The 23146-nt window shown below is 25.0% G+C and carries 15 protein-coding genes; all 15 read right to left on the minus strand.

Features of this window, described 5'->3' with window-relative positions; genetic code table 11:
* The 15 genes from ACAG39_07200 to dnaX all read right to left on the minus strand — a co-directional run bounded on the left by ACAG39_07200 (position 1) and on the right by dnaX (position 23019).
* Positions 1-756 carry a tyrosine-protein phosphatase gene (locus tag ACAG39_07200; GenBank protein MEZ0537027.1) on the minus strand — a complete coding sequence of 252 codons (756 nt, stop codon included), beginning with the start codon at positions 754-756 and terminating at the stop codon, positions 1-3.
* Positions 725-1495, minus strand: a complete 771-nt coding sequence (locus tag ACAG39_07205) for a CpsD/CapB family tyrosine-protein kinase (GenBank protein ID MEZ0537028.1) — start codon at positions 1493-1495, stop codon at positions 725-727. The genes ACAG39_07200 and ACAG39_07205 overlap by 32 nt, the downstream gene beginning before the upstream one ends.
* Positions 1492-2178, minus strand: coding sequence for a YveK family protein (locus tag ACAG39_07210; protein MEZ0537029.1), 687 nt, complete (start codon positions 2176-2178; stop codon positions 1492-1494). The genes ACAG39_07205 and ACAG39_07210 overlap by 4 nt, the downstream gene beginning before the upstream one ends.
* A gap of 170 nt (positions 2179-2348) precedes the next feature.
* Positions 2349-9035 carry an S-layer homology domain-containing protein gene (locus tag ACAG39_07215; GenBank protein MEZ0537030.1) on the minus strand — a complete coding sequence of 2229 codons (6687 nt, stop codon included), beginning with the start codon at positions 9033-9035 and terminating at the stop codon, positions 2349-2351.
* Positions 9036-9297: 262 nt separating this feature from the next.
* Entirely contained in the window at positions 9298-9801 is a 504-nt protein-coding gene (locus ACAG39_07220; protein MEZ0537031.1) for a VanZ family protein, read from the minus strand.
* A gap of 26 nt (positions 9802-9827) precedes the next feature.
* Positions 9828-11192, minus strand: coding sequence for a sugar transferase (locus ACAG39_07225; GenBank protein ID MEZ0537032.1), 1365 nt, complete (start codon positions 11190-11192; stop codon positions 9828-9830).
* A gap of 360 nt (positions 11193-11552) precedes the next feature.
* Entirely contained in the window at positions 11553-12794 is a 1242-nt protein-coding gene (locus ACAG39_07230; GenBank protein MEZ0537033.1) for a glycosyltransferase, read from the minus strand.
* A 702-nt stretch (positions 12795-13496) separates the two neighbouring features.
* Positions 13497-14573, minus strand: coding sequence for a non-hydrolyzing UDP-N-acetylglucosamine 2-epimerase (gene wecB / locus ACAG39_07235; protein MEZ0537034.1), 1077 nt, complete (start codon positions 14571-14573; stop codon positions 13497-13499).
* A 48-nt stretch (positions 14574-14621) separates the two neighbouring features.
* A complete protein-coding gene (locus tag ACAG39_07240; GenBank protein ID MEZ0537035.1) occupies positions 14622-15770 on the minus strand; it encodes a hypothetical protein in 1149 nt (382 codons plus the stop codon).
* A gap of 157 nt (positions 15771-15927) precedes the next feature.
* Positions 15928-17235: an O-antigen ligase family protein gene (locus ACAG39_07245; GenBank protein ID MEZ0537036.1), complete on the minus strand. Its 1308-nt coding sequence runs from the start codon at positions 17233-17235 to the stop codon at positions 15928-15930.
* Between the two features lie 70 nt (positions 17236-17305).
* The gene (locus ACAG39_07250) at positions 17306-18043 is read right to left on the minus strand and encodes a WecB/TagA/CpsF family glycosyltransferase (GenBank protein ID MEZ0537037.1); all 738 of its coding nucleotides are present in this window, start codon (positions 18041-18043) and stop codon (positions 17306-17308) included.
* Complete coding sequence (locus ACAG39_07255) at positions 18030-19241, minus strand: glycosyltransferase family 4 protein (protein MEZ0537038.1); 1212 nt, start codon at positions 19239-19241, stop codon at positions 18030-18032. Before ACAG39_07255 ends, ACAG39_07250 begins: the two co-directional genes overlap by 14 nt.
* Positions 19242-19262: 21 nt before the next feature.
* The gene (locus ACAG39_07260) at positions 19263-20198 is read right to left on the minus strand and encodes a GDP-L-fucose synthase family protein (protein ID MEZ0537039.1); all 936 of its coding nucleotides are present in this window, start codon (positions 20196-20198) and stop codon (positions 19263-19265) included.
* An 18-nt stretch (positions 20199-20216) separates the two neighbouring features.
* Complete coding sequence (gene gmd, locus ACAG39_07265; GenBank protein ID MEZ0537040.1) at positions 20217-21302, minus strand: GDP-mannose 4,6-dehydratase; 1086 nt, start codon at positions 21300-21302, stop codon at positions 20217-20219.
* Positions 21303-21405: 103 nt separating this feature from the next.
* Complete coding sequence (gene dnaX, locus ACAG39_07270) at positions 21406-23019, minus strand: DNA polymerase III subunit gamma/tau (GenBank protein MEZ0537041.1); 1614 nt, start codon at positions 23017-23019, stop codon at positions 21406-21408.
* Positions 23020-23146: the final 127 nt, after the last annotated feature.

A 23146-nucleotide genomic window follows, 5' to 3' on the forward strand; every position in this document is an offset into this window, starting at 1 on the left:
CTACATCCCTCCAAAAATCTTACTTAAAAATCCCCTTTTGTGTAAATTATCTATAGATAGTAAGGGTTTATTTGTAATAACCCTTTCGGGGTTATCTATAAATAAAATATCAGCAACATCACCTCCAAATTTTTTGGAAACAACCTTATATGCCTCTTGCATATTAAGCCCATGTTTTGAAGTAGTTTTTTCAGCAGAATGGGCATCGCTTGATACAATCTCACACATGCCTCTTTCTAATAATTCAAAGGCATATTTTTTCACTTTGTCACCAAATTTTCCTGTTATACTACCTGCTGTTATTTGAAAGTAAATCTCATAATCCTTTAGTTTTTTCAGCTTTCTTATGTCTACATCAATAAATGTTCTTTCAGGATGAGCTAAAATAATAAGGTAACCTTTCATTCTAAGGTTATATAGTTGATTTATAGTATATTCATATATATATCCATCTTTTAGCTCAACCAAAACATAATCTGAATTAGCTAAAGTAATAAGATTGTCAGTATTATAAAGTGCAGAATCTAATGTATATTCACAGCCTTTATGTAGTATAACATCTAAGTTATTTAATCCCCTCAAAAACTCCTCATATAAATTATTATAATTTGCTTTTACACTGTCGCTAAAATGAGGAGTTACACATATCTCTTTGATGCCTTCTTTTTGAGCAAGTTTTATTATTTCCCTTGCCTCATCTAATGTTTTTGCTCCATCATCAACGTTAGGCATTAGATGACAGTGCAGATCTATCATTTTCCTCCCTCATCTTTCGCTTTTTTGTTTTGCGAAGTTCCTTTTCCCCTTCATCGTTATAATAATAGTAATAGTTATAGTAATAGTAATAATAGCCTGAAGTTTTTCTTTTTACTTTATTTAATACAACTCCTAATATATTTGCATTTACATTTTTGAGATTCTCTTTAGATCTTTGCACAGCTTCAATATCAACCTCCCCTGCTGAAGCTACTAAAATAACACCATCAACAATTCTACTTACTATAGCAGCATCAGTTAATGAACTGCTTGGCGGTGTGTCTATTATTATATAATCATACATTTGTCTTATTGTGTCTAAAAATGTCGCAAATTTATTTGATGATAAAAGTTCTGCTGGATTTGGTGGAATTGGGCCTGATGTTAAGATATCTAAATTTTCAACTCCATCTTTTTTTACTACTTGCTCAAGCTCTTTATTTTCAACCAAAATATTAGTAAGCCCAACTTTGTTGATAACACCAAACATTTTATGAACATTAGGCTTTCTTAGATCAGCATCAACTATTATAACTTTACTTCCAGCTTGAGCCATTACAACAGCTAAATTAGCAGCTATTGTTGATTTTCCTTCTGATGGTATTGTACTTGTAACCAATATAGTTTTTATTGGTTTATCTAAACTTGAAAACTGGATATTAGTTCTAAGCATTCTAAATGTCTCGGTTATTGGTGAACGTGAATTATGTAATGCAATTAAAGAATCTGATGGGTTCATCTTCTTTTGCCTCCTTCTTCCATATCAGGTATTATAGCTAAAACTGGTACTTCAAGATATTTTTCAACATCCTCTGGTGTTTTTAGGGTATTATCAAGATATTCTAAGAAGAAGGCTATCCCAACGCCTACCATCAAACCTAATATAAATGCAATGGCTGTATTTAGCATTTTCTTTGGTTTTTCGGGCTTGTCCGGAATAACTGCCTTATCAACAATCTGAACATTTTCAATCTTCATAATCTTCTGCACCGCATCTATGAATACCTCTGAAAGCTTATTGGCAACAACTGCAGCAAATTTAGGATCTGTACTTTCGATATCAATTGAAAGTATCCTTGTATCATTTTTGAGATTAACTGAAATCATTGACTGTAATGCTTCTGGCTTCATATCAAGTTTAAGGTCAGAAATTACCTTTTGAAGAACACTTCTTGATACAGCAATCTCTCGATAGTCCTTAACAAGTTGTTGTCCTAAAAGAACATCGCTATAAAGTGCTTGGATATTGTCATTGTTTGAATCACTATTTGAACGACCTGCAAAAAGAGTTGTTGTTGCTTTATATACAGGAGGCATGACATAGAAGCTAAGTATTATAGCAGCTAATGTTGAGATTAGTGTAATTGATGAAATTAAAATTAGCCTTTTTCTTAATATTAAAATATACTCTTTTAGTTCCAATATTACCTTCCCCCGCTAATTAAATTTTTGTCAATCAATGTTAATACTTCTTTTTATTATATAACAGATTAATAGATTTTACAATTACAAAAATGTATTAACTTACATATAAATAAAGCTATCCCCTGTTGTTTAAAAAGGGGATAGCTTATATGGACTATATTTTAGATTTATTGCTGATAATTAATTACCTTAAATTCAGTTGTAAACTTCTTTATATTATTTAAGGATAAATCAAATAATTCCAATTCAAGTATATATGTTTTACCTACTTGATAATTTGAATCTAAATCTATCTGTTGATTATTGTAATAAATGTCTTCATATATTACATTATTTGTTTCTTTATCAATTACTCTTACTATACTTGCGTTTTGCGGATAAATATTAATAGTATTCAAGTTGTTGGTTTGATCAATTAATTGTGGAGTAATATATCTTATTGTACTTCCAAGATAAAATTCGTTAGTCCTTGTATAATAGAATACATTATTATAAAAAGTTACATAAGATAGATTGCTTGTTATAAAGTTATTTAAGTCTATATTTATTGTATTTTCTTGATTGCTTAAATCTATATTGCTACTTAAGTAATAATAATAAAGATTATTATTATCCATACCGCTAATATTGAAAATTGCTCTATTATCTGATAAATCATTAACATTAAATTTAATATTACTTGAATAAAAAATGTAATTGTTATTCTTTGTATTTTGATTTACATTAATTCCTGTTGATAAAATATTAATTTTGTCAAAATTATATAAATTAATATTTAATTCTTTAGTATTGTCTAAAACTTCTAAGTTAATAGTTTGATTCATTTCATTTGACACTATAATAGGTTTGAATACAACAAACTTCTCCACTCCATTCACATTAACATTGGCACCTACATAATATTCTCCGGGTGTCATTTTTATTGTAATATTTCCATTTTCATCAGTTTTACCGTAATAATAATATTCAACTCTTTTATTTGATTCATTGGATAAATAATCATAAGCGACATAAAATTTTGTATTAGATAGTTTGGTATTATTCTTTAATATGCTAAAATTAACTGTTGGCAGTTCATCCAAATTAAATTCTTGATTAAATGAGCCATTAACAACATTCATCTTAACATCTTTAATAAAATATTTCACTTCAGGTTCAACATAAATTTGTTCATCTTTTGGCATTGAAGCTGTTAATAGTGAAATATAAAATTCATTACCTGCGATTAAGTCATTATTTGAAATAAATATATTTGAAGTACTGCTTGTATTACTAAATGGTATCATCGTATTATTGCCAGCATTTTTGATTAATTGTAATCTACTTTCATTTAAATATTGTCCTTGATATTTTATAGGTAAATTAAGTATTACAAAATTTGAATTATTATTTGATTGTGTTGGTTGCACTACTGTAAATTCCTTTGATACTTTTGTAAAGTTAAATAATGGTCCAAAATCACCCTCAATTTCAATAATATAAGTTTTACCAATTGTAAATTTTTGAAAATCAATATCTAACTGAGTCTGCCAATTATAATTGTTATAATTTTCATATATAATATTCCCAGTTTCTTTATCAATTATCTTTAATGAATTATACTTGCAAGATGTTGTTATTTTATCATTCATGCTATTAAATAATGCAACAGAAATTGATCCAATTTTACTTCCAGTTGGAATATTGTCCCTTAAAAATGATGCTATATTAGAAATATAGAATTCTATATCAGTTATATTATATTGAGATAAATCAATATCTAATTCACTACTGCCACCATTGTAAGTTTTATAAATATAATACTCATAAAAATTATTGTTGTAATATATTGGCATATTTATTGTTATATCTTTTATATTTACTGTACTATTACTTTCGATAACAATACCATTTAATATATCAAATGAGTAGAATTGACCGTTATTTGAAAACCATAAGGATTTTAATTTATCTATTACAAGTTCATTACCATAAATATTTAAACTAATGTTAACTAATGGATTTAGAATTAATTCTTTTTGTTGCACAATCTCATTTGATATGGTTATATTGTCTAATATTGCAATCCTTTCTACATTCTCTTCTGTATATTTAATTGCAACTCTGTAAGTACCAGGGGACATAATTATTCTTATTTTACCTTCATCATCTGTTTTACCTAATAAATGCATATCAAAATTTGATATCTCCGATAAATATATCTCCGCATTCTTTAAAATATTATTACCCTTTTTTGCAACAAAATCTACCACAGGATAATTATCTAAATTTATTTCTTTTATTGTTAGAATATTGTTTGCATCAACATTTAGTTCTTGATTTGTAATATAATAGTTTACTGGTGGTTGAATACCATAAATTGAACTTCGTTCATAATCAGAAATAATATCAATAGTATATTTATATCCTAAATCAAAGTTATAAATGGTTGCTACATATTTCTTCAATGAATCCAAATATTGAAAAGTAGAATTGGTAGAATTCATTGCACTGCCCTTTATTATCACATCAGTAGGAATATCAATTTCGTTTGATTGATATTTTACTTTTAAATATAGCTTTTTATTATCATCGTATACACTAAATGCATAAATAGTAGCATTTATTGTTGTTCCACATGCTTTTATAGTTATTTTATTTTCACCAAGTTCTAACTTGCCTCTATCTAATGTTACTTCAACTTCTCCATTTTGATTAGTAGTGTATGTTGTACCTAATATTTCTATTTGTTCATTAGCAATTGGCTCTTTTGTTTTGGAATTAATAAGTTTAAATTTAATATTATAAGAAGTTTGATAATAATTTATTAAATATGGGTCTGCTATCACTTCTGGAACAAAAGAATATTTATCATTATTACATACAATACCATATTCATCTTTGTTCCAAGTGTGGTCAACACTTATTTCATCATCGGTTAAGAATATATAATTTCTTGGTATTTCTATATCTTCGTTTTGGTCTAAATTATCAAATGTAATATCAACATGATACCAACTGTCATCTATTTTCACTGCATTCCATGCATGAGTATCTGTAGTATTACCATTAGTTGCTTGGCCATAAATTATGATGTTTTGTATTCCTAAACGGTTAAAAATCAAACTTGCTGCTTTTGCAATACCTTCGCATACTGCCTTTTTGTTAACAAGTGCCCCATATGCTGTATATGAATCATATGAAATATTATTGTTATTATATCCTTCCCAATCATAACTTACTTCTTTAATTAATCCATCGTGTATTGCTAATACCTTATCATGATCATCTGTAATAGAAGGATTATTAAGGTATTTATTAATAAACTCATTTATAGCATTTTCTAATTGTTGTCTTCTGGCTAACCTTTCTTCTTTGTTAAAAATATACTTAACTTTTATAGCTAACAGATATTTATTGTTCTGGAGCCTTGATATTTTATATTCAAATCCATCATAACCAAAATCAGATATTGCAGGATATTCTTTTAGCAATCTATCATTAATACCTGCCATAACTTCATTTACATTATCAAAATTAATAGAATCATAAAGAGTAATAAAGTTATATTCTTCATTTAGATTATAATATATATCATGAGCTAAAAAGTTATATAGCATATCAACATTATATACTTCTGTTGCAACTACAGTATTTGATATACCATCATCAATGTTTACAGGTGCATATGCAAAAAACATAGTATCATTATATAAAGGTCCCATATATATTCCTAATGTAAAATCATAGTCTCCATTTTGGATATTTTCTGGAATATATAATTGTCCCTTAAACATACCTAAATTGTATTCAAAATTTAATACCTGTAATTCTTTTTCTTGTTTATTTTGATCTTTTAATGAAATCTGTGGAATAAAGTCTTTTATTGTTTCTTCATCATTTGCGTATATAAGAACCTCATATTCATTATCTGTATAAAACTCAACTGTAAAATTATAAACATTATTTGGTTTTAACTTTACTGCAATTGTATTATTTTGATCAAATATATTGGCATTTATTTTGTTTCCAAGGGTTATTGGTATATCAACATTTTGTCCTGCATTAAATACAATTTGACTTTTTATTGGTGTATATTTGTATGTTATATATGAGTCATTGTATTTTTTGGTTATGAAAAATTCATTTATCTTGTAAGAACCATCAGTAATATATATTGATTTATCATTATCAACATTTATTGTATATTTACCATTAATATTAATATCTACTTGGTCTTCACTATTCAAATTTATATCTTTACCAATAACTTTAAAGCTTGTTTCTAATATATTTTGCCAATTTTGAGTAACAGAATTATTATCTTTTAAAGAAATATTTTCTTTTATAAAATATGCTGGCTTTGAGTTAATTTGCATTGTAGCTAAAAGATTATATATACCTTCTGATGCAATTACAGTAAGTTTTCCACTATCATTTGTTTTGCCTATATAAGAATTCTCAAATAAGTTAATATAATTATTATCTTCAATATACACATCAGCATTATTTAATGAATTATCATTATATGTTAAATTGAATACAACTTGACTATAATCATTTGCATCTATTTTTAGCTCTTGATAACCGCCATTAGCCTCAATAGCCTTTGTGATGTAGTAAGAATAATTATCTTTTTGAGCAGTCAATAAAATATTATATTTTTTACCAACAGGTATAATAACAGTTGTTTTTCCATTATTATTTTTATTGCTATCAATAACTTGATGATTCCCATTTTCTAAATTAACAATTTCTAATTTATATTCATCAACCAATTTATTATTTAAATCATTTAGATAAACATCTAATACACTTTCAGTATCTTTAATAGAATACAATAATCCATAATAATCTTTCCCATCAACTTTTATAACAATTTCTTGTGATTGATTAACATTTATGTTAAATGCAGCATATCCTTGGTCATCTGTTTTATAAGTTTTATCTAAAATTGTAACTTGTTTATCTTTTAGTGGTTGATTTTGACTATTTTTTACAAGTACTTTTATTATGTTATCCTTACCTGTTGATATTATTTTGTTATCTACATAAACATTAGCTACAACTATATCAGTTATGTTAGTGTTATTTTCATTGCTATTGTTATTGGAATTGTCATTGCCATTTGAATTATTGTTGTTATTTGTATTATTGTTATTATTGCTACCTGTATTACTGTTATCATTTGAATTATTATTTGTATTGTTGTTATTGTTAGTGTTAGTATTTGTGTTTGTGTTACTATTATTTGTATTATTGTTATTTACAGAACTACCTGTGTTTGTATTATTATTTGCAGTATTATTAGTGCTGGTTGATGTATTGGTATTACTTATGGTTGTTGTAGTGGTATTTGTTCCTGTATTAGTACTTTGGGCTGTATTATTCTGTTGGGTTGAAGTATTTGTATTGCTTGTGTCATTTGTTGAATTATTAACTTGTGCTATGCTACCATTCTTTATCTCAATATTATCTGTATTTTTTACAACTTGATTATTTATTTTAATTGTTGGGGCTTCAGCAACAATCTTTTCTATTGTACCAGCAGCCTTTATATCTGTATCTGAATTCTTTACCACCAATTCTTTTAAATTTGCTTGTTTTGATATATTTACCTCTTTTGCATTTTCGATTAATGCTTTTTCAACCTTACCTTGAATATCTAATTTTGAATTATCTGATTTAACGTTTAATGTTTTTATTTCTGCATTTTCATTGATTACAATATTGTCAGCTTTTGAAATATTTATTTCATCGACTTGACCATTTATCTCAAGTTTTGATTTTTCAGAATTTGATTCTAATTTGGTAATTTTGCTATCTTGGGATACTACAACATTAGCATTCCCGTTAATACTTACATTATCTATATATCCTTTTAGCTCAAGTTTTATCTCTTTTGATGTATTTTCTATAACAATTGATTTAAAGCCATTTGAATTTGAATTATCTTCTATTTTAGCATTAGAGACAACAATAGCCTTTTGAATAACTGTATTTCCTTCTGCAACTAATCTAACTGAAGATTGTTGTTTAGCAACTTTAATTTCATTTATTTTTGAATTTTTTAAATGTATACTATTTTGTCCGCCACCTGCAACAAATAATTTACCATCTACAGTAACACCATCTAATGTAACTGTTCCTTCACCTACACCCTCTGTAATGTATAAATTGCCTTTTACAATAATATCTTTTAGTTCAACATCAGGTGTATTAACAATTGCATTGCCATTAATTGTTTCTTTATTAAAGCTTCCTTTATTATTATATATTTTGGAAACCAATCTACTTATAAGGGTAACAGCTTCTGCCCTTGTTAAAATTCCATTTGGCCTAAATGTGTTATCTTTATAACCTTGTATGTAATTAAAGGTTACTAAAGTATTTACTGCATCTTTAGCATAGTTTGCAATTTGATTTTCATCTTTAAATGCAATGTTTTTATTATTAGTTGATTCAAGGTCAAAGACTTTTTTGAGAATTGTGACAGCCTCTTGTCTTGTGATAGCTTTATTTGGCCTAAAAGTATTATCAGAATAGCCATTCATATAATTTGCAGCTATTTTAACTTGATTATAGAACCAGTCATTGCTTGAAACGTCTTTGAAAGAAATGTTTGATACTTGATTAAACTTAAATATTGAATTAATTATACTAGCAAATTCTATCCTTGTAATTGACTTTTGTGGTTTAAATGTATTATCTGGATATCCATTGATAATTTTAGATTTTGTCAAATTCTCAATAGCACTTTCAGCCCAATGTCCTTTTGTGTCAGAAAAGCTTGCAAAAACACTTGGGATAAAAATATTAATACAAAAAATAAACAATAGAAACATACTAAAAATCTTTTGCATTTTTCTTTTCAATAATATTACCTCCCCTACTCCTTTATTGCATATTTTATCAATACATTTTGCATTATTATATAATTTTAAATGTATATTTGTCAATATTTTGGTATATTAGGATTACTATATTGTTTTAGTGATATTATTGTTTATATTACTGTTAAATTGATTTTATAAGTAATTGTCTTATTTTTCCCATTATAAGCTAAAAGCTATCCCTATTTATAGAGATAGCTTTTATTACTATTAGATTATAAAAGCAATTTTAAAGTGATAATTGTTACAATATTTTATGAATATAAAATGTTTTTACTTTTTTAAATATGTTTATAAACAAAATATATATAATTGCACCTAAAAAGGCCCCAGATACATCTATTAGTACATCTTGTATTTGACTTCCTCTGCCTGGGACAAATATTTGATGAATTTCATCGGTGATTGAGTAAAGAAGGCTTATTAAAATTGATAATATGCTAATATACAAAATTTTTTTATTACTCAAAAATAAGGCATTACATAAAAGTATGCTCAAAATTAAATACAGAAAAAAATGAGCATAATCCCGAACAATATCATTAAGATGTATAACCTTTTTATCTATATATATATTTTTATTTTTAACATCTTTATTTTCAACTATCTTTATAATAGCCTTTGTAGTTTTTTTGCTTAGGTTATTTGATTCAACAGAGGGTTGGGATGATAGGTAGAATATTAGTACCATCCAGAGGAAAACCAAAATCCAGGAAATAATAAGTAAATTTCTTTTGTTTTGTTTCATTATTATAGCACGTCTCCTATAGTCTATTAATATGCTCCATCTCGTTTTAATACTGCTGGAATTGTTTTAAAGAGAATTACAATGTCAAGCCAAAAGCTCCAATTAAGTACATACTGCATGTCCATTTTTAGCCTATGAGAAAAATCTGTATTAGCTCTTCCACTAATTTGCCACAAACCTGTTATACCAGGATGAACCCGCCAAAGTAAACCTTCATATCCTTCACAATCTGGTATTTCTCTAACCATATATGGCCTTGGTCCTACTATGCTCATTTCACCTTTGAGGACATTAATTAATTGTGGTAGCTCATCTAAACTGGTTAATCTTAATAATTTTCCCATCCTTGTTATTCTGGGGTCATCTTTTAGTTTGTGTGATTTTTCATATTCCTCTTTAATCTCGGGATTCTCTTCAAACCACTTCATAAGAATCTCTTCAGCATTTATTACCATTGTTCTAAACTTTATGCATTTGAAAGTCTCACCATTAATGCCTACTCTATCTTGTACAAAAAATATTGGGCCTTTTGAATCGAGTTTAATAAGTATAGAAATTAATAAAAATAAAGGTGATGTTATTAATAAAGCTATAAAGCTTATTGAAAAATCAACAATTCGTTTAAAACGTCCCCCTGGTGTATTTGTAAATATATCTTTTATTTTAAACAAAACAGCATCACCAATAATATCAACATCAAATGGATATCCATAACCTACAAAACTTTCTAACGATAAAATCTTTATATAATTATTTATACAGTAATTTAAAATTGGCTTTATATGTTTTTTCTGAGTTATTATTACAGCTTTTATTTTTTCATTCTCTAAGATTTCATTAATATTTTTTATATTACCCAAATAGCTAAAATAAGCATTATTATCTATATCATTGCTTACATATCCTATTACCTTATAACCTAATTCATAATTATTTAATTTTTGTAATAAACTATTTGAAATTAAATTTACGTCACCTATTATAAGCAAATTTGATAAATTGTTGCCCTTTTTGTATTCATATTTTTGAAATAATAAAAGCATTGATTTGCCAATAATTTGGAACAACAATCCAAAAAATATTATGTATATCATAAGCAGACGCGAAAATCCACTTATCTTTAAAAAGAATGATATTAATAAATAAATTGATATTGAAAATGCAAATGCTTCTATATAATATCTTAAATCTTTTAGAATTGTATTAAAATCATTATGATAAAGCCCTTTTATGTATAAATAGAAAATATCTAAGAATAAAATTACTAGCAAAGTCGAGCAATATTCCAATGGGAGATTAAAACTTGATTTAAACTTAAGTGTTATACCTAAAAGATAGGCTAACATAACACTAAAAACATCTAATAATAAAGCATTACGCCGATAAATCATAGAAAAACCTCCCCCCCCTAAACCATTTCGACAAAATACAACATTTTTCTATATTACATTTCATATTTTTCATTAATTATCATTTATTACATAATGTTAAATTATTTAGCTATTCAATGCTGATATTAGTAATATTTTACTTTATTATTTTATACAAATTAACATAATTAGTCAAGGGAAAATAAATAAACCAGTATTTATATGAGTGTATTTTTGTAAATACTGGTTTATAAATCATTAGATCATTCATAATCTAGTATTCTTAATATAATTGAGCCCATCATTAACCAATGAAAATAAAATTTAAAAATTAATGATTTTAGTTATTTAAATGTTTTAAATCATTAATTTAAAACTCAATTAACTTAGTAAAATATTAATAAATTTCTTGTAATTGTATTCTGCAAAATAATTTTCTTTCCATAATTGTCTACATATATTTCTCATGTTATTATATTCAATATCATCCATATAATAAATTTTTTTAATATATTTAATTAGGTCATATAATATAATATTTGGACTTAATAAAAATCCACATTTATTATTTTGAATTATTTCTCTAGTACCTCCTACATCGGTTGCTATTACAGGTATACCAAATGATAAAGCTTCCATTATTGATACTGGTATTCCTTCTGATTCACTAACATTTATAAATAAATTATAATCATTGTTAAAATAATCTTTTAATATTTCATTATTAGGAATAGCACCTTTGAAAATATAGGTAATATTATTTTTATTTTTTAACTTTATTTCAGCATATTGCTTAATTTCATTAAATAATTCACCATCGCCATAATGTATCCATGTAATTTTAATATCATCAATTAATGAAAGAGCATCAATAATTATATTTATTCTTTTTACTGCTACTACCCATGAACATGAAACAATTTTAAAATCTTTTTTATCTATATATTCTTTAAAGCCATAATCTAATGTTCCTAAACGAGCAACAGTAATTTTTTCTTTTAAATTTGGATATCTCTTTTTTAAATAATTTTCACCATCATTTGAAATAGTAAATACACCATCAATATTATTTAATATAAAATCTCTAAAAGGAATGTAATTATATTTATGTCTATATTCATATAAATCATATCCATGACTTCTTGAATATACTTTTGAATTTTGAAAATATATATTAAGTAAAATAGCAGAATAGGCATGATAATACATCCAATATGAATAAAAAACTATTTCATCATTTTTATTTATACCAATATCCAACAATACTTTTTTGATCCATTTATAATTTTTATAACCATTATATACAAAATTTAATAATTTCTTTATCGTAACTATTTTAAGTTTATTATTTTTAATAAGATTAATCATTTCAATTATAGTATCCTTTTTAAAAACAGCTAATATATAACCCATTGTTTTTTTTATTAATTTAATATTTTTTGATAAATATGTTGGGCAAAACACAGTAACATTATTAGGTATATTTCTTTTTGGCATATGAATATTTGCATTCAATGGAAATATGTATACATCAGTATTATAAAATTTAATTTCTGTTTCTAAAAAAGACTCTTTATTTGTGTATGGAAATAAGTCACATAATATTACAACTTTCTTGGACATTAAAATATCCTCTCTTGTAGAAATATTCTTATATTAAAAATACAAAATTAACAATTCCCTTTTATGCTTATTAATGTGCATTATGACTAAATATATTTATAAAATTTAATATTTCATTAAACTTAATAAAAAATTCATTTTTGATTCTACCGATTGCTCTAATATTATCAGTATTAAGATATTCTTTAAATCAAATATTTATCTTTCTATTTAGTTTTTTTCATTATATATCTACTATAATTCCCCATTTCTTCTATTATTATTAAACACTATGTCTTTTTTGTATTTAATTAATATTCATCATTTGATCTACTAAAGCACATAATATTGTATGAATTATTATTACAATTCGTTTTTAATAACAGTTCTTTTATTAATGTTATTACACATTTATGCTATCATTTATATTGGCTAATATATTGTTATATTCAGTAGAAGTCTACTTTTACAATCTGTTAATATATATTTACTAAACAATCGATTTTATATTTTTACAATTTCTATATATCATTGCCTCATTAAGATATACTATTTCATCTTCAATTTTGCTTTTTTATATAATGGCATAAATAAATAGAATTCTTATTTTTGTTGTATAACCATTTTATTGGTTATAATATTTTACATTTGAATAATTTCTTCTTTTATGTTTTGCACTTAAATATTTCAAATATTTTAAAATAAGCTCTATTAATATTCGCTTTATCCATTATTATACATTTTTGGCTCTTCATTAATAATAATTTCAATTATTTTATCAGTAGCATTACCACTACCAAAATAATCCTTTTGCTTTAATGGTTTCTTTATACAATAAAGAAATTTTAATATTTTTTCTTTATTAGCACCAACCAATATGTTCCATCCATCATTTAATGTTTCTATCCATTCTGTTTCATTTCTTAATGTAATACAAGGTTTTTTTAGAAAAAAAGCTTCCTTTTGTATTCCACCGCTATCAGTAGCTATAATCTTAGCATTATATTCTAAAAATAACATTTCAAAGTAACTTACTGGCTCAAGTATTAAAACATTATTATTAAATTTTAAATTATATTTATTTAAATATCTAGCTGTTCTTGGATGCAAAGGTAATACAATTAACCCTTCATACTCATTAAATGCTTCTACAATATTTTTTAAATTTTCATAGTTATTAGTATTTTCAGCTCTATGTATTGTAGCTAATACATATTCATTATTAATATTAAATTTCTGCAATAAAATATTATTATCTGCAACATATTTAATAAAATGAATTATATTATCATACATTACATCACCAACCCAATAAACACCATCAAATATATTTTCTTTTTTTAAATTTTCTAATGCATTTTCTGTTGGTACAAACAATAATGATGAAAGATGATCAGTAATAACTCTGTTTTGTTCTTCTGTCATATTTTTGTTATAACTCCTCAATCCTGCTTCAATATGCAATATTGGAATATTTAACTTTGATGAAGCAATTGCCGCTGCTAAAGTAGAATTAGTATCACCGTAAATTAAAACCATATTTGGCTTTTGTTCTATCAGTGCTTCTTCTAATTTTATTATCATTTCACCGATTTGTCTGCCTTGAAAATCAGCTTGTACACCTAAATTAATTTCAGGTTGTGGTATTTGTAGTTCTTCAAAAAATATATCAGACATATAATAATCATAATGTTGTCCTGTATGTATAATTACTTCATTATAATATTTTCTTATTTTTCTAGATAATATAGCAGCTTTAATAAATTGCGGTCTTGCACCTAATATTGTACAAATTCTCATAATTATCCTCCGACGTGCATTTTTTAATCTAAAATTCAAATATTTATATTAAGATTCTTTATTATTTATATTTTTATTTATAAATTCAATTACATTCTTCATTTTTTTAGTCCAATTTAAATTTTCCATTGCATAAATAGTTGTATTAAGTCCATTATAATTTTCTCTATAATTTTTTCCAATTTTAGAATAAAAATTTTCCAACTCTAAAAAATTTATATCACTATTATCATTTGGTATATTAAATACAAATATTTCATTATTTAAATCTACATCATAATATCCAATTGCCACAGGTAACCCTTTTGCTAAATATTCTCTTACTTTTAAAGTTGCTGCTTGATTCATATTATTTCTAAATAAGGCTAATGTTCCAATCCCAATATCACATTTTTTGAAAATATCATCTATATAATTTCTATCTTTAATATATCCATAGCATTTTATATTATTATCACTAATTCCTATATTATCATATCCTATAATATGAAGAAAAAATTTATGCTTATTAGGTGCATTTATAAAAGAGTGTATTAATCTATCAATTCCATGCCATGGCAGATTAGGTGACCCAATAAATAACAAATTTATTAGATTATTATTGTTTCTTTTTTCAATAAAATAAATTTCATCATTATCAATACCATTACCTAGTACAAAAAAAGGTTTATTATTAAATTTTGATTCATACTCTCCAATTTCATTCGTAATACATATAAGCCCATTTGCGTAATAAAGATATTTTCTTTTTAAAATCTTTTCACAATAATATTTTATATTTTTATGTAATGATAATTCATCTAAAAATTTTGTTTGTATTTCTACAAATAACGGTGCTATTTCACTTAATTTTTTATGTAAATTTAGTTGGAATCCACAGTCTCTTAAATATATAACATTAGGTTTAAATAATTTTAATTTTTTAATAATTTCTTTTATTAAATATCTAATTTTAAATATTCTTATAATGATATTTTGGGGTTCAAAATTTATATTATTTTTTATATATTTATAAATTTCATCTCTTATTATTTTATTATTAAAAGCAAATTCTTTAATCCCAATTTCTTCGCTAATTATAAATAAAGTTATTTCTATATTATTATCTCTTAATGCATTAATTTGAGATATTATTTTTTTTAATACAGATAATTCTCCAAGATTAAAATTATATTTAAATAAATATGCTATTTTCATAATACGCACCACACTTAAATAATGATTTATTCGCTTTAATTTTTTTAATATTTTTAAAAAACAACTCACAATAATAAAGGTTTATTAATCTATAAACTAATATTTCATAATTCTTCAAATATAAATTAATAATATATCTATTTTTATTTTATTTAGATCATAGTTTTTTAATAATATTTTTATAATAAATATTATACATATTAATAAGGCCAAAAATTATCCACCAAAAACTATTATATTTCATTATAGGCGTTTCTAATATACTTCTTATTAATATGAATATTAAAATAATTAAACATAATATTAAATTTTTAAAATATATATAATCCTTAACATTTTTTTTATAATTATAAATAATAAATTTTATATTTATTACTTGATTATATATACTACTAATAAAGATAAAGATAAATATAATTAAACCTATTAACCCTAAATTAAATAATACATCTAAAAAAGAATTATGTAAATGTGAAGGTATAAAACCAGCCAAACTTATTAAATTATTAATTCCTATTACAGATAATAAATCATTAGATTCAAATCCATATCCAAGTATTGGTTTTTCTTTAAAAGAATAAATTATAAAAGCTTTCCAAATTAAACTACGTCCCGTTAAAGTATCATCACGACCAATTAAATTAAAAATATTATTATCATTTGATAAAGAATATGATATAAAAGCAATTATAGGTATAGTAAAAAATACTATAAAGCTGAACATTATAAAAATTAATTTCACATTTTTATTTAAAATTTTATTATAGTTATAAATAATTAAGAAAATTATTATTGATATAAATGTAGCTAAAACAGCACCTACACAACCAGCATTATTCAAAAAAATAATTGATAAAATAATTAATAAAATATTAATTATTTTATTCTTTTTATTAAAACAAAAATGAATTAAATTCATAACTAGAAATAAACCAGCTATATATGCAAATTGATTTTTATGCCAAAATATACCTTTTAAAAAGATGCCTCTTGGATCTTTCAAATATGCTATATTGGGAAGAAAAATAGCATAAACTAAAGATAATAACATTGTTATATATATCGACTTATAAATTAATTTAAAAATATCATCCATATATAATAAAAATATACTAATAAATACCAATGTAGTACCTAACATTGCAATACTTTTTCTTAATGTTAAAATTGGATTTCCTGACCATAAAAAGCTTAATAAAATAATTAACATAAATAAAAAAATTAAATAAAAATTTAAATTATTTTTTATTATTAAATATGTATATTTCCTTTTATTATATATAATTATAATACTAATAAAATATAATATTGCATTAAATAACTGTAAATAAGTGCTATAGTTATTTGTTTTTGTACTATCATTTACAATAAATAAACCTGCACTACAAAATATTAAATACAATAATATCAAGTAATAAATTATTTTTTTATCATACCAACCTTCTTTAATTAGTATATTTTTCATTTCAATCCTCACATTATTTCAAAATTAAAATTCTCATTTAATTTATTTTTATTATTTACATAATATTTAATTAATATTTTTTATCTGTTAAAGCTAAATATAACAGAAATTTAGCATTTGTAATAACATATCTTTTCCATAATCTTCTAGGTTCTTGTATTAACCTAAATAACCATTCTAAACAAACTTTTTGCATCCATTTGGGAGCTCTTTTAATTCTCCCTGCAAAATAATCAAAACCTGCCCCTACACCAATCATTAATGAATTTATTTTATCTTTATGCTCATACATCCAAATTTCCTGTTTAGGTACACCGAGTCCAATCCATACAAAATCTGGATTTAACTTATTTATTTCTTTTATTATATCGACATCTTCTTTATATGATAATTTTCGAAAAGGAGGTGAATACATACCTAATATTTTTAAATTTGGGTATATTTTTAATAAATTGTTTTTCATGCTATTCAATATTTCATTTGTACTACCATAAAAATAATGAGTATATCCTGCTTTATCAGATATCTCAAATATCTTACTCATTAAATCAGGACCTGTAATCCTTTCTGAATTGATTTTATTTTTTTTTGCTATATATACAAGTGGCATACCATCTGGTAATCTATAAATTGCATTATTTTGAACATTTCTATAATATTGATTTTCATAAGCTATTACTGTCGGATGAACACTACAAATACAAATATATTTACCTTTTAGATTTTGTAGATTGTTTTCAATTACTTTTAATAATTCATGCCAAGAAAAAAAATTTATTTCAGTCTGCAATATCTTATATTTTTCCATTATTTTCCTCCATTAATTTATAATAAATATTTATAAGAAAATCATAATTTTTATTTTCATTATATTTATTAATATATTCATTATAAGCATTTTCACATATTTTTAAATATTTCTCATTATTATTTTTAATAAAATTTAAAATGTTTCTTAATTCTAAAGAGTTTTTAAATATAAATCCATTGAAACCATTTTTTATGATATTATTTATGTTCTTATTATCATAAATAATAACTATTTTTTTTAACGCAAGTGACTCAACAATTATCATAGGAAAACACTCATACCATTTTGAAGGAAAAATAACTGCTAATGAATAATGAATGTACCTAAATAAAATTTCTTGAGATACTGCTCCAAAATACTTTATATTTGTTTTATCTTTTATTTTTTCTTTAATAGTACTAGTTTCAGGTCCATCTCCAAAAATATAAAGATTCAAATCTTTTATATTTTCCCACATATCAATAAGCATAAGTATTCCCTTAGATTTATCTAATCTTCCAGCGTAAACACAATAACTTTGATCTTTTTTAATACTTACTCCATCTATATGTTCATTAATTTTATTTATAAATTCATCTGGAACAAAATTGGGTTTTATAAATACTCTTTTTTTATCTAAAAAATTATGTAATTTATCTTTCATAAAAGGTGTTAATAGAATATAAGCATTAACTTTATCATATGATTTAATAAATGAATTTAATAATAATGTAATTATTATCGATAATGTTGCTATAAATGAATTTCTATAACATTTATATTTTAATGCTTGTAAAATATTTTTATTTAAACAATCTTCGCATATATTATCATTTCTAAACAGTATAGCATTAGGACATACAAATCTATAATTATGAAGTGTTTGTATTACTGGTACGTTCATTTTTTTAGATGCCCAATATACTGAAGAACTAATTAATGGCAATGTATTATGAACATGTACAATATCTATATTATTTTTTTTAATTATATTTTTAATTTCTTTATAAGTCTTAATAGAAAATATTGTATTTAAGAAAAGCTTAATTTTTTTTATCATACCATACTCTACAATTTCTTTATTAAAACGCTCATAAAAAAATACATTATGTCCTCTTTTTTTTAACATAAGAGCTTCATTATTAACAACAACATCTTCTCCACCTTTAATTTGATAATAATTATGTACAATCAAAATATTTAATTTATTTTTCATCTCAACAATCATCTCTCATTTTCAAACATTTTTTATATTATTACAATACCATTCATATGTAGATTTAAGTCCATCAACTAAATTTATTTTTTTTTGCCAACCTAATTTTGTCAATTTATTAATATCTAATAATTTTCTATATGGACCATCAGGATAATTTGTATTAAATACAATTTCACCTTTATAACCTATAACTTCTTTAATAATATTAGCAAGTTCTGCAATTGAAACCTCTTCTCCACTACCTACATTTATCCACATATCACCATCATAATTATTCATTAAAAATAAGCATGCATCTGCTAAATCATCTACATGAATAATTTCTCTCATAGGTTTGCCAGTTCCCCATACTTCAACATATGGGGCATTATTAATTTTAGCATCATGAAATTTTCTAATAAGTGCAGGAATAACATGTGAATTTTTCAAATCAAAATTATCATTAGGGCCATATAAATTTGTTGGTACACAACTAATAAAATTTACTCCATACTGTTTTTTATAATACTGACAAAGCTTTATTCCAGCAATTTTTGCAATTGCATAAGCTTCATGGTTTGAATCAAGATAATTATACAAAAGATATTCTTCTTTTATTGGTTGAGGTACATTTTTAGGATATATACATGAACTTGCTAAAAATAATAATTTCATTACACCATATCTATAAGCACTATGTATAACATTACATTCAATCATTAGATTATTATAAATAAACTCCGCCGGATAAATATTATTAGCATATATCCCTCCTACTTTTGCCGCTGCTAGAATAACATAATTTGGTCTTTCTATTTCAAAAAATTTATCTACAAGATGTTGTTGAGTTAAATCTAATTCCTGATGAGATTTATAAATAATATTTTTATACCCCTGATTTTGAAGTTTTCTTAAAATTGCCGAACCAGCTAAACCTTTATGCCCTGCAATATAAATTTTTTCATCTTTATTCAAACTAATTTACCTCCATTCTTATATATCATTATAATAGACATAAAATCCATTTTTCTTACAATAATAATCTTTTTTTACCTCTTTTATATCCTCTTCTACCATTATTTTCACTAACTCATTAAATGTAACTTTTGGCTCCCAACCAAGTTTTTGTTTTGCTTTTGTAGGATCACCCAAAAGTATATCAACCTCAGTTGGACGATAATAACGTGGATCAACTTCTACTAACACTTTTCCTGTATTAACATCAATACCTTTTTCATTTTCATTTTTACCAATCCATTCAATATGTATATCAATCATTTCGAATGCTTTTACAACAAATTCTCTTACTGTATGAGTTTCACCAGTTGCAATAACATAATCATCAGGTTCATTTTGATTTAATATTAGCCACATAGCTTCAACATAATCTTTAGCATAACCCCAATCACGTTTTGCATCAAGATTACCAAGATATAGTTTTTCTTGCATTCCTAATTTTATTCTTGCAACAGCACGTGTAATTTTACGTGTTACAAAAGTTTCTCCTCTGAGTGGTGATTCATGATTGAATAGTATCCCATTGCATGCATACATTTTATATGCTTCTCTGTAATTTACAGTAATCCAATAAGCATATAATTTTGCTGCTGCATATGGACTTCTTGGATAGAATGGAGTTGTTTCTTTTTGTGGTATTTCTTGTACTTTGCCAAATAACTCACTTGTTGATGCTTGATAGAATCTTGTTTTATCTTCTAATTTTAATATCCTTATTGCTTCAAGTAATCTCAAAGTTCCCAGAGCATCAGCATTTGCTGTATATTCTGGAGTTTCAAATGAAACTTTAACATGACTTTGTGCTGCTAAGTTATATATCTCATCTGGTTGAATCTCTTGAATTATCCTAATTAAATTTGTTGAATCAGTCAAATCACCATAATGTAGATAAAATTTATTATCACTATCATGAGGATCTTTATATAAATGATCAATTCTCTGAGTGTTAAATAATGATGCTCTCCTTTTTATACCATGTACTTCATATCCTTTATTCAATAAAAATTCAGCCAAATAAGCACCATCTTGTCCAGTTATACCAGTTATCAATGCTCTTTTCATAAAATCTACCTTCTTTTTTAACAGTCTATGTTCAATTTTATTTATTTTTCTACAAATCATCAAGCCCTTTTCTGTCGTTTTTTGTCGATATGTTCACAAATATTTACTCCTTCACCTCTATATCCACACCAGGGAATAGTTTACTGAGTAATTCTATTGTATCCTCTTGGGTTTTCTCTTGTTGTATTTCACCATCTTCTTTATAGATATCTGCTTTTATTTCACACTCTTTATTAGTAAGTTTCATAATCACTGATTTGATGTAATCCTTGTTATTTTCAACCAATGTGGTATAAAGGCTAAACTCTTCTGAAAACTGTATTATTAAGGCATCTTTTATTTTAACTATCCCTTCGTTTAAAACCTCATAAATACCTGGCTTTTCTTCTTTTATAGCCTCTTTTATCTCTTCCCATCTATCAAGTATTGTTTTTAAGTCCGAGATTTTATTTTTATTTTCTTCTTTTTGTTCATTTTCTTTTTTATCTATTATACCACTTTTTTCTTCTTTTTTTGATACCTTTTTTTGATTTTCTAACTTTTGTAATATTTCTGGTGTTATTTCTAAGTTTTGATTTTCCAGTTTCTTTTCAAGCTTTCTTACTCTTTCCATTAAGCCCTCTAAAGTATAATCGAGTCTTGATTCTATAAGCCTAATTGTTACAAGCTCTATCTGAACCTTTTGGTATCGAGACCATTTTAGTTGGTTGGATAAATCAACAAAGGTTTTTAGCATTGATACAAGCCTTGATGTTTCAAATAGATTAGCAAAGTTTTGAACCTTTTTCTTTTCATCTTCCATTAAATCAAGTATCTCTTGGCTTGCTCCAAGCCTTATTACAAGTGAGTTTCGTAAAAGCTCCACTGCATCCTCTACAAATGAAACCAAATCATACCCTTCAAGGTATAATTTATTTATAATTTCAAGAGCTTTTACTGTATTTTTGTTTATAACTGCATCAAAATAGTCGTATGTTGCCTCTTTTGCTGATATGCCAAGTAGGTTAGAAACAAATTGATATGTTATCCTACCTTCTTCCATCATAGTGCATCTTTCTAAAATGGTTAGAGCATCACGCATTCCGCCTTCTGCTTTTTTTGAAATAAGGTTTATGGCATCTTCATCAATGTCTATATTCTCTTTTTTTGAAATAAAGATTAGCCTTTTTGCAATATCAGCTGTTGAAATTCTCTTAAAATCAAACCTTTGGCAGCGTGATAGTATTGTAGCTGGAACCTTTTGAATATCAGTTGTTGCCAAAATAAAGATAACATGTTCAGGTGGCTCTTCAAGAGTTTTTAAAAGTGCATTGAAAGCACCAGTTGAAAGCATGTGAACCTCATCTATTATATATACCTTCTTTTTGCAGTTAGAAGGGGGGTATCTTACCTCATCTCTTATTTGCCTAACATTATCAACACCAGTATTAGAAGCAGCATCTATCTCTACTACATCAATTGTTTTTTCTTCTAATATGCTTTTGCAGTTTTCGCATTGGTTGCAAGGGTTACCATCTTTGGGATTTAGACAGTTTACTGCACGGGAAAGAATCTTTGCAGTTGAGGTCTTACCTGTACCCCTTGGCCCAAAAAAGATATATGCATGTGATATTTTATTGAGTTTAACTTGATTCTTTAGTGTCTTTACAATATGCTCCTGTGCTACAACATCTTCAAAAACTTGAGGTCTATATTTTCTATAAAGTGCAAGATGCATAAAAATACCAGCTCTATAAAACCTATAAATATCTAAAATTATCTATAATATTTATAGATTTTACTCATACACTCAAGCTATTTAGCTTAGTGTACATAATGGCATTTCTCTGCAATGCCATACCGTA

This window comes from Caldicellulosiruptoraceae bacterium PP1 (genome assembly GCA_041320695.1).
GTDB lineage: Bacteria > Bacillota > Thermoanaerobacteria > Caldicellulosiruptorales > Caldicellulosiruptoraceae > JBGGOQ01.

Bases quoted from the DNA above. Each gene is read 5' to 3' on its own strand.
- ACAG39_07255 (MEZ0537038.1), bottom strand. From the start codon at position 19,241: ATGAAAAATAAATTAAATATTTTGATTGTACATAATTATTATCAAATT.
- wecB (MEZ0537034.1), bottom strand. From the start codon at position 14,573: ATGAGAATTTGTACAATATTAGGTGCAAGACCGCAATTTATTAAAGCT.
- dnaX (MEZ0537041.1), bottom strand. From the start codon at position 23,019: ATGCATCTTGCACTTTATAGAAAATATAGACCTCAAGTTTTTGAAGAT.
- ACAG39_07225 (MEZ0537032.1), bottom strand. From the start codon at position 11,192: ATGATTTATCGGCGTAATGCTTTATTATTAGATGTTTTTAGTGTTATG.
- ACAG39_07245 (MEZ0537036.1), bottom strand. From the start codon at position 17,235: ATGAAAAATATACTAATTAAAGAAGGTTGGTATGATAAAAAAATAATT.
- ACAG39_07250 (MEZ0537037.1), bottom strand. From the start codon at position 18,043: ATGGAAAAATATAAGATATTGCAGACTGAAATAAATTTTTTTTCTTGG.
- ACAG39_07240 (MEZ0537035.1), bottom strand. From the start codon at position 15,770: ATGAAAATAGCATATTTATTTAAATATAATTTTAATCTTGGAGAATTA.
- ACAG39_07200 (MEZ0537027.1), bottom strand. From the start codon at position 756: ATGATAGATCTGCACTGTCATCTAATGCCTAACGTTGATGATGGAGCA.
- ACAG39_07220 (MEZ0537031.1), bottom strand. From the start codon at position 9,801: ATGAAACAAAACAAAAGAAATTTACTTATTATTTCCTGGATTTTGGTT.
- ACAG39_07205 (MEZ0537028.1), bottom strand. From the start codon at position 1,495: ATGAACCCATCAGATTCTTTAATTGCATTACATAATTCACGTTCACCA.
- gmd (MEZ0537040.1), bottom strand. From the start codon at position 21,302: ATGAAAAGAGCATTGATAACTGGTATAACTGGACAAGATGGTGCTTAT.
- ACAG39_07230 (MEZ0537033.1), bottom strand. From the start codon at position 12,794: ATGTCCAAGAAAGTTGTAATATTATGTGACTTATTTCCATACACAAAT.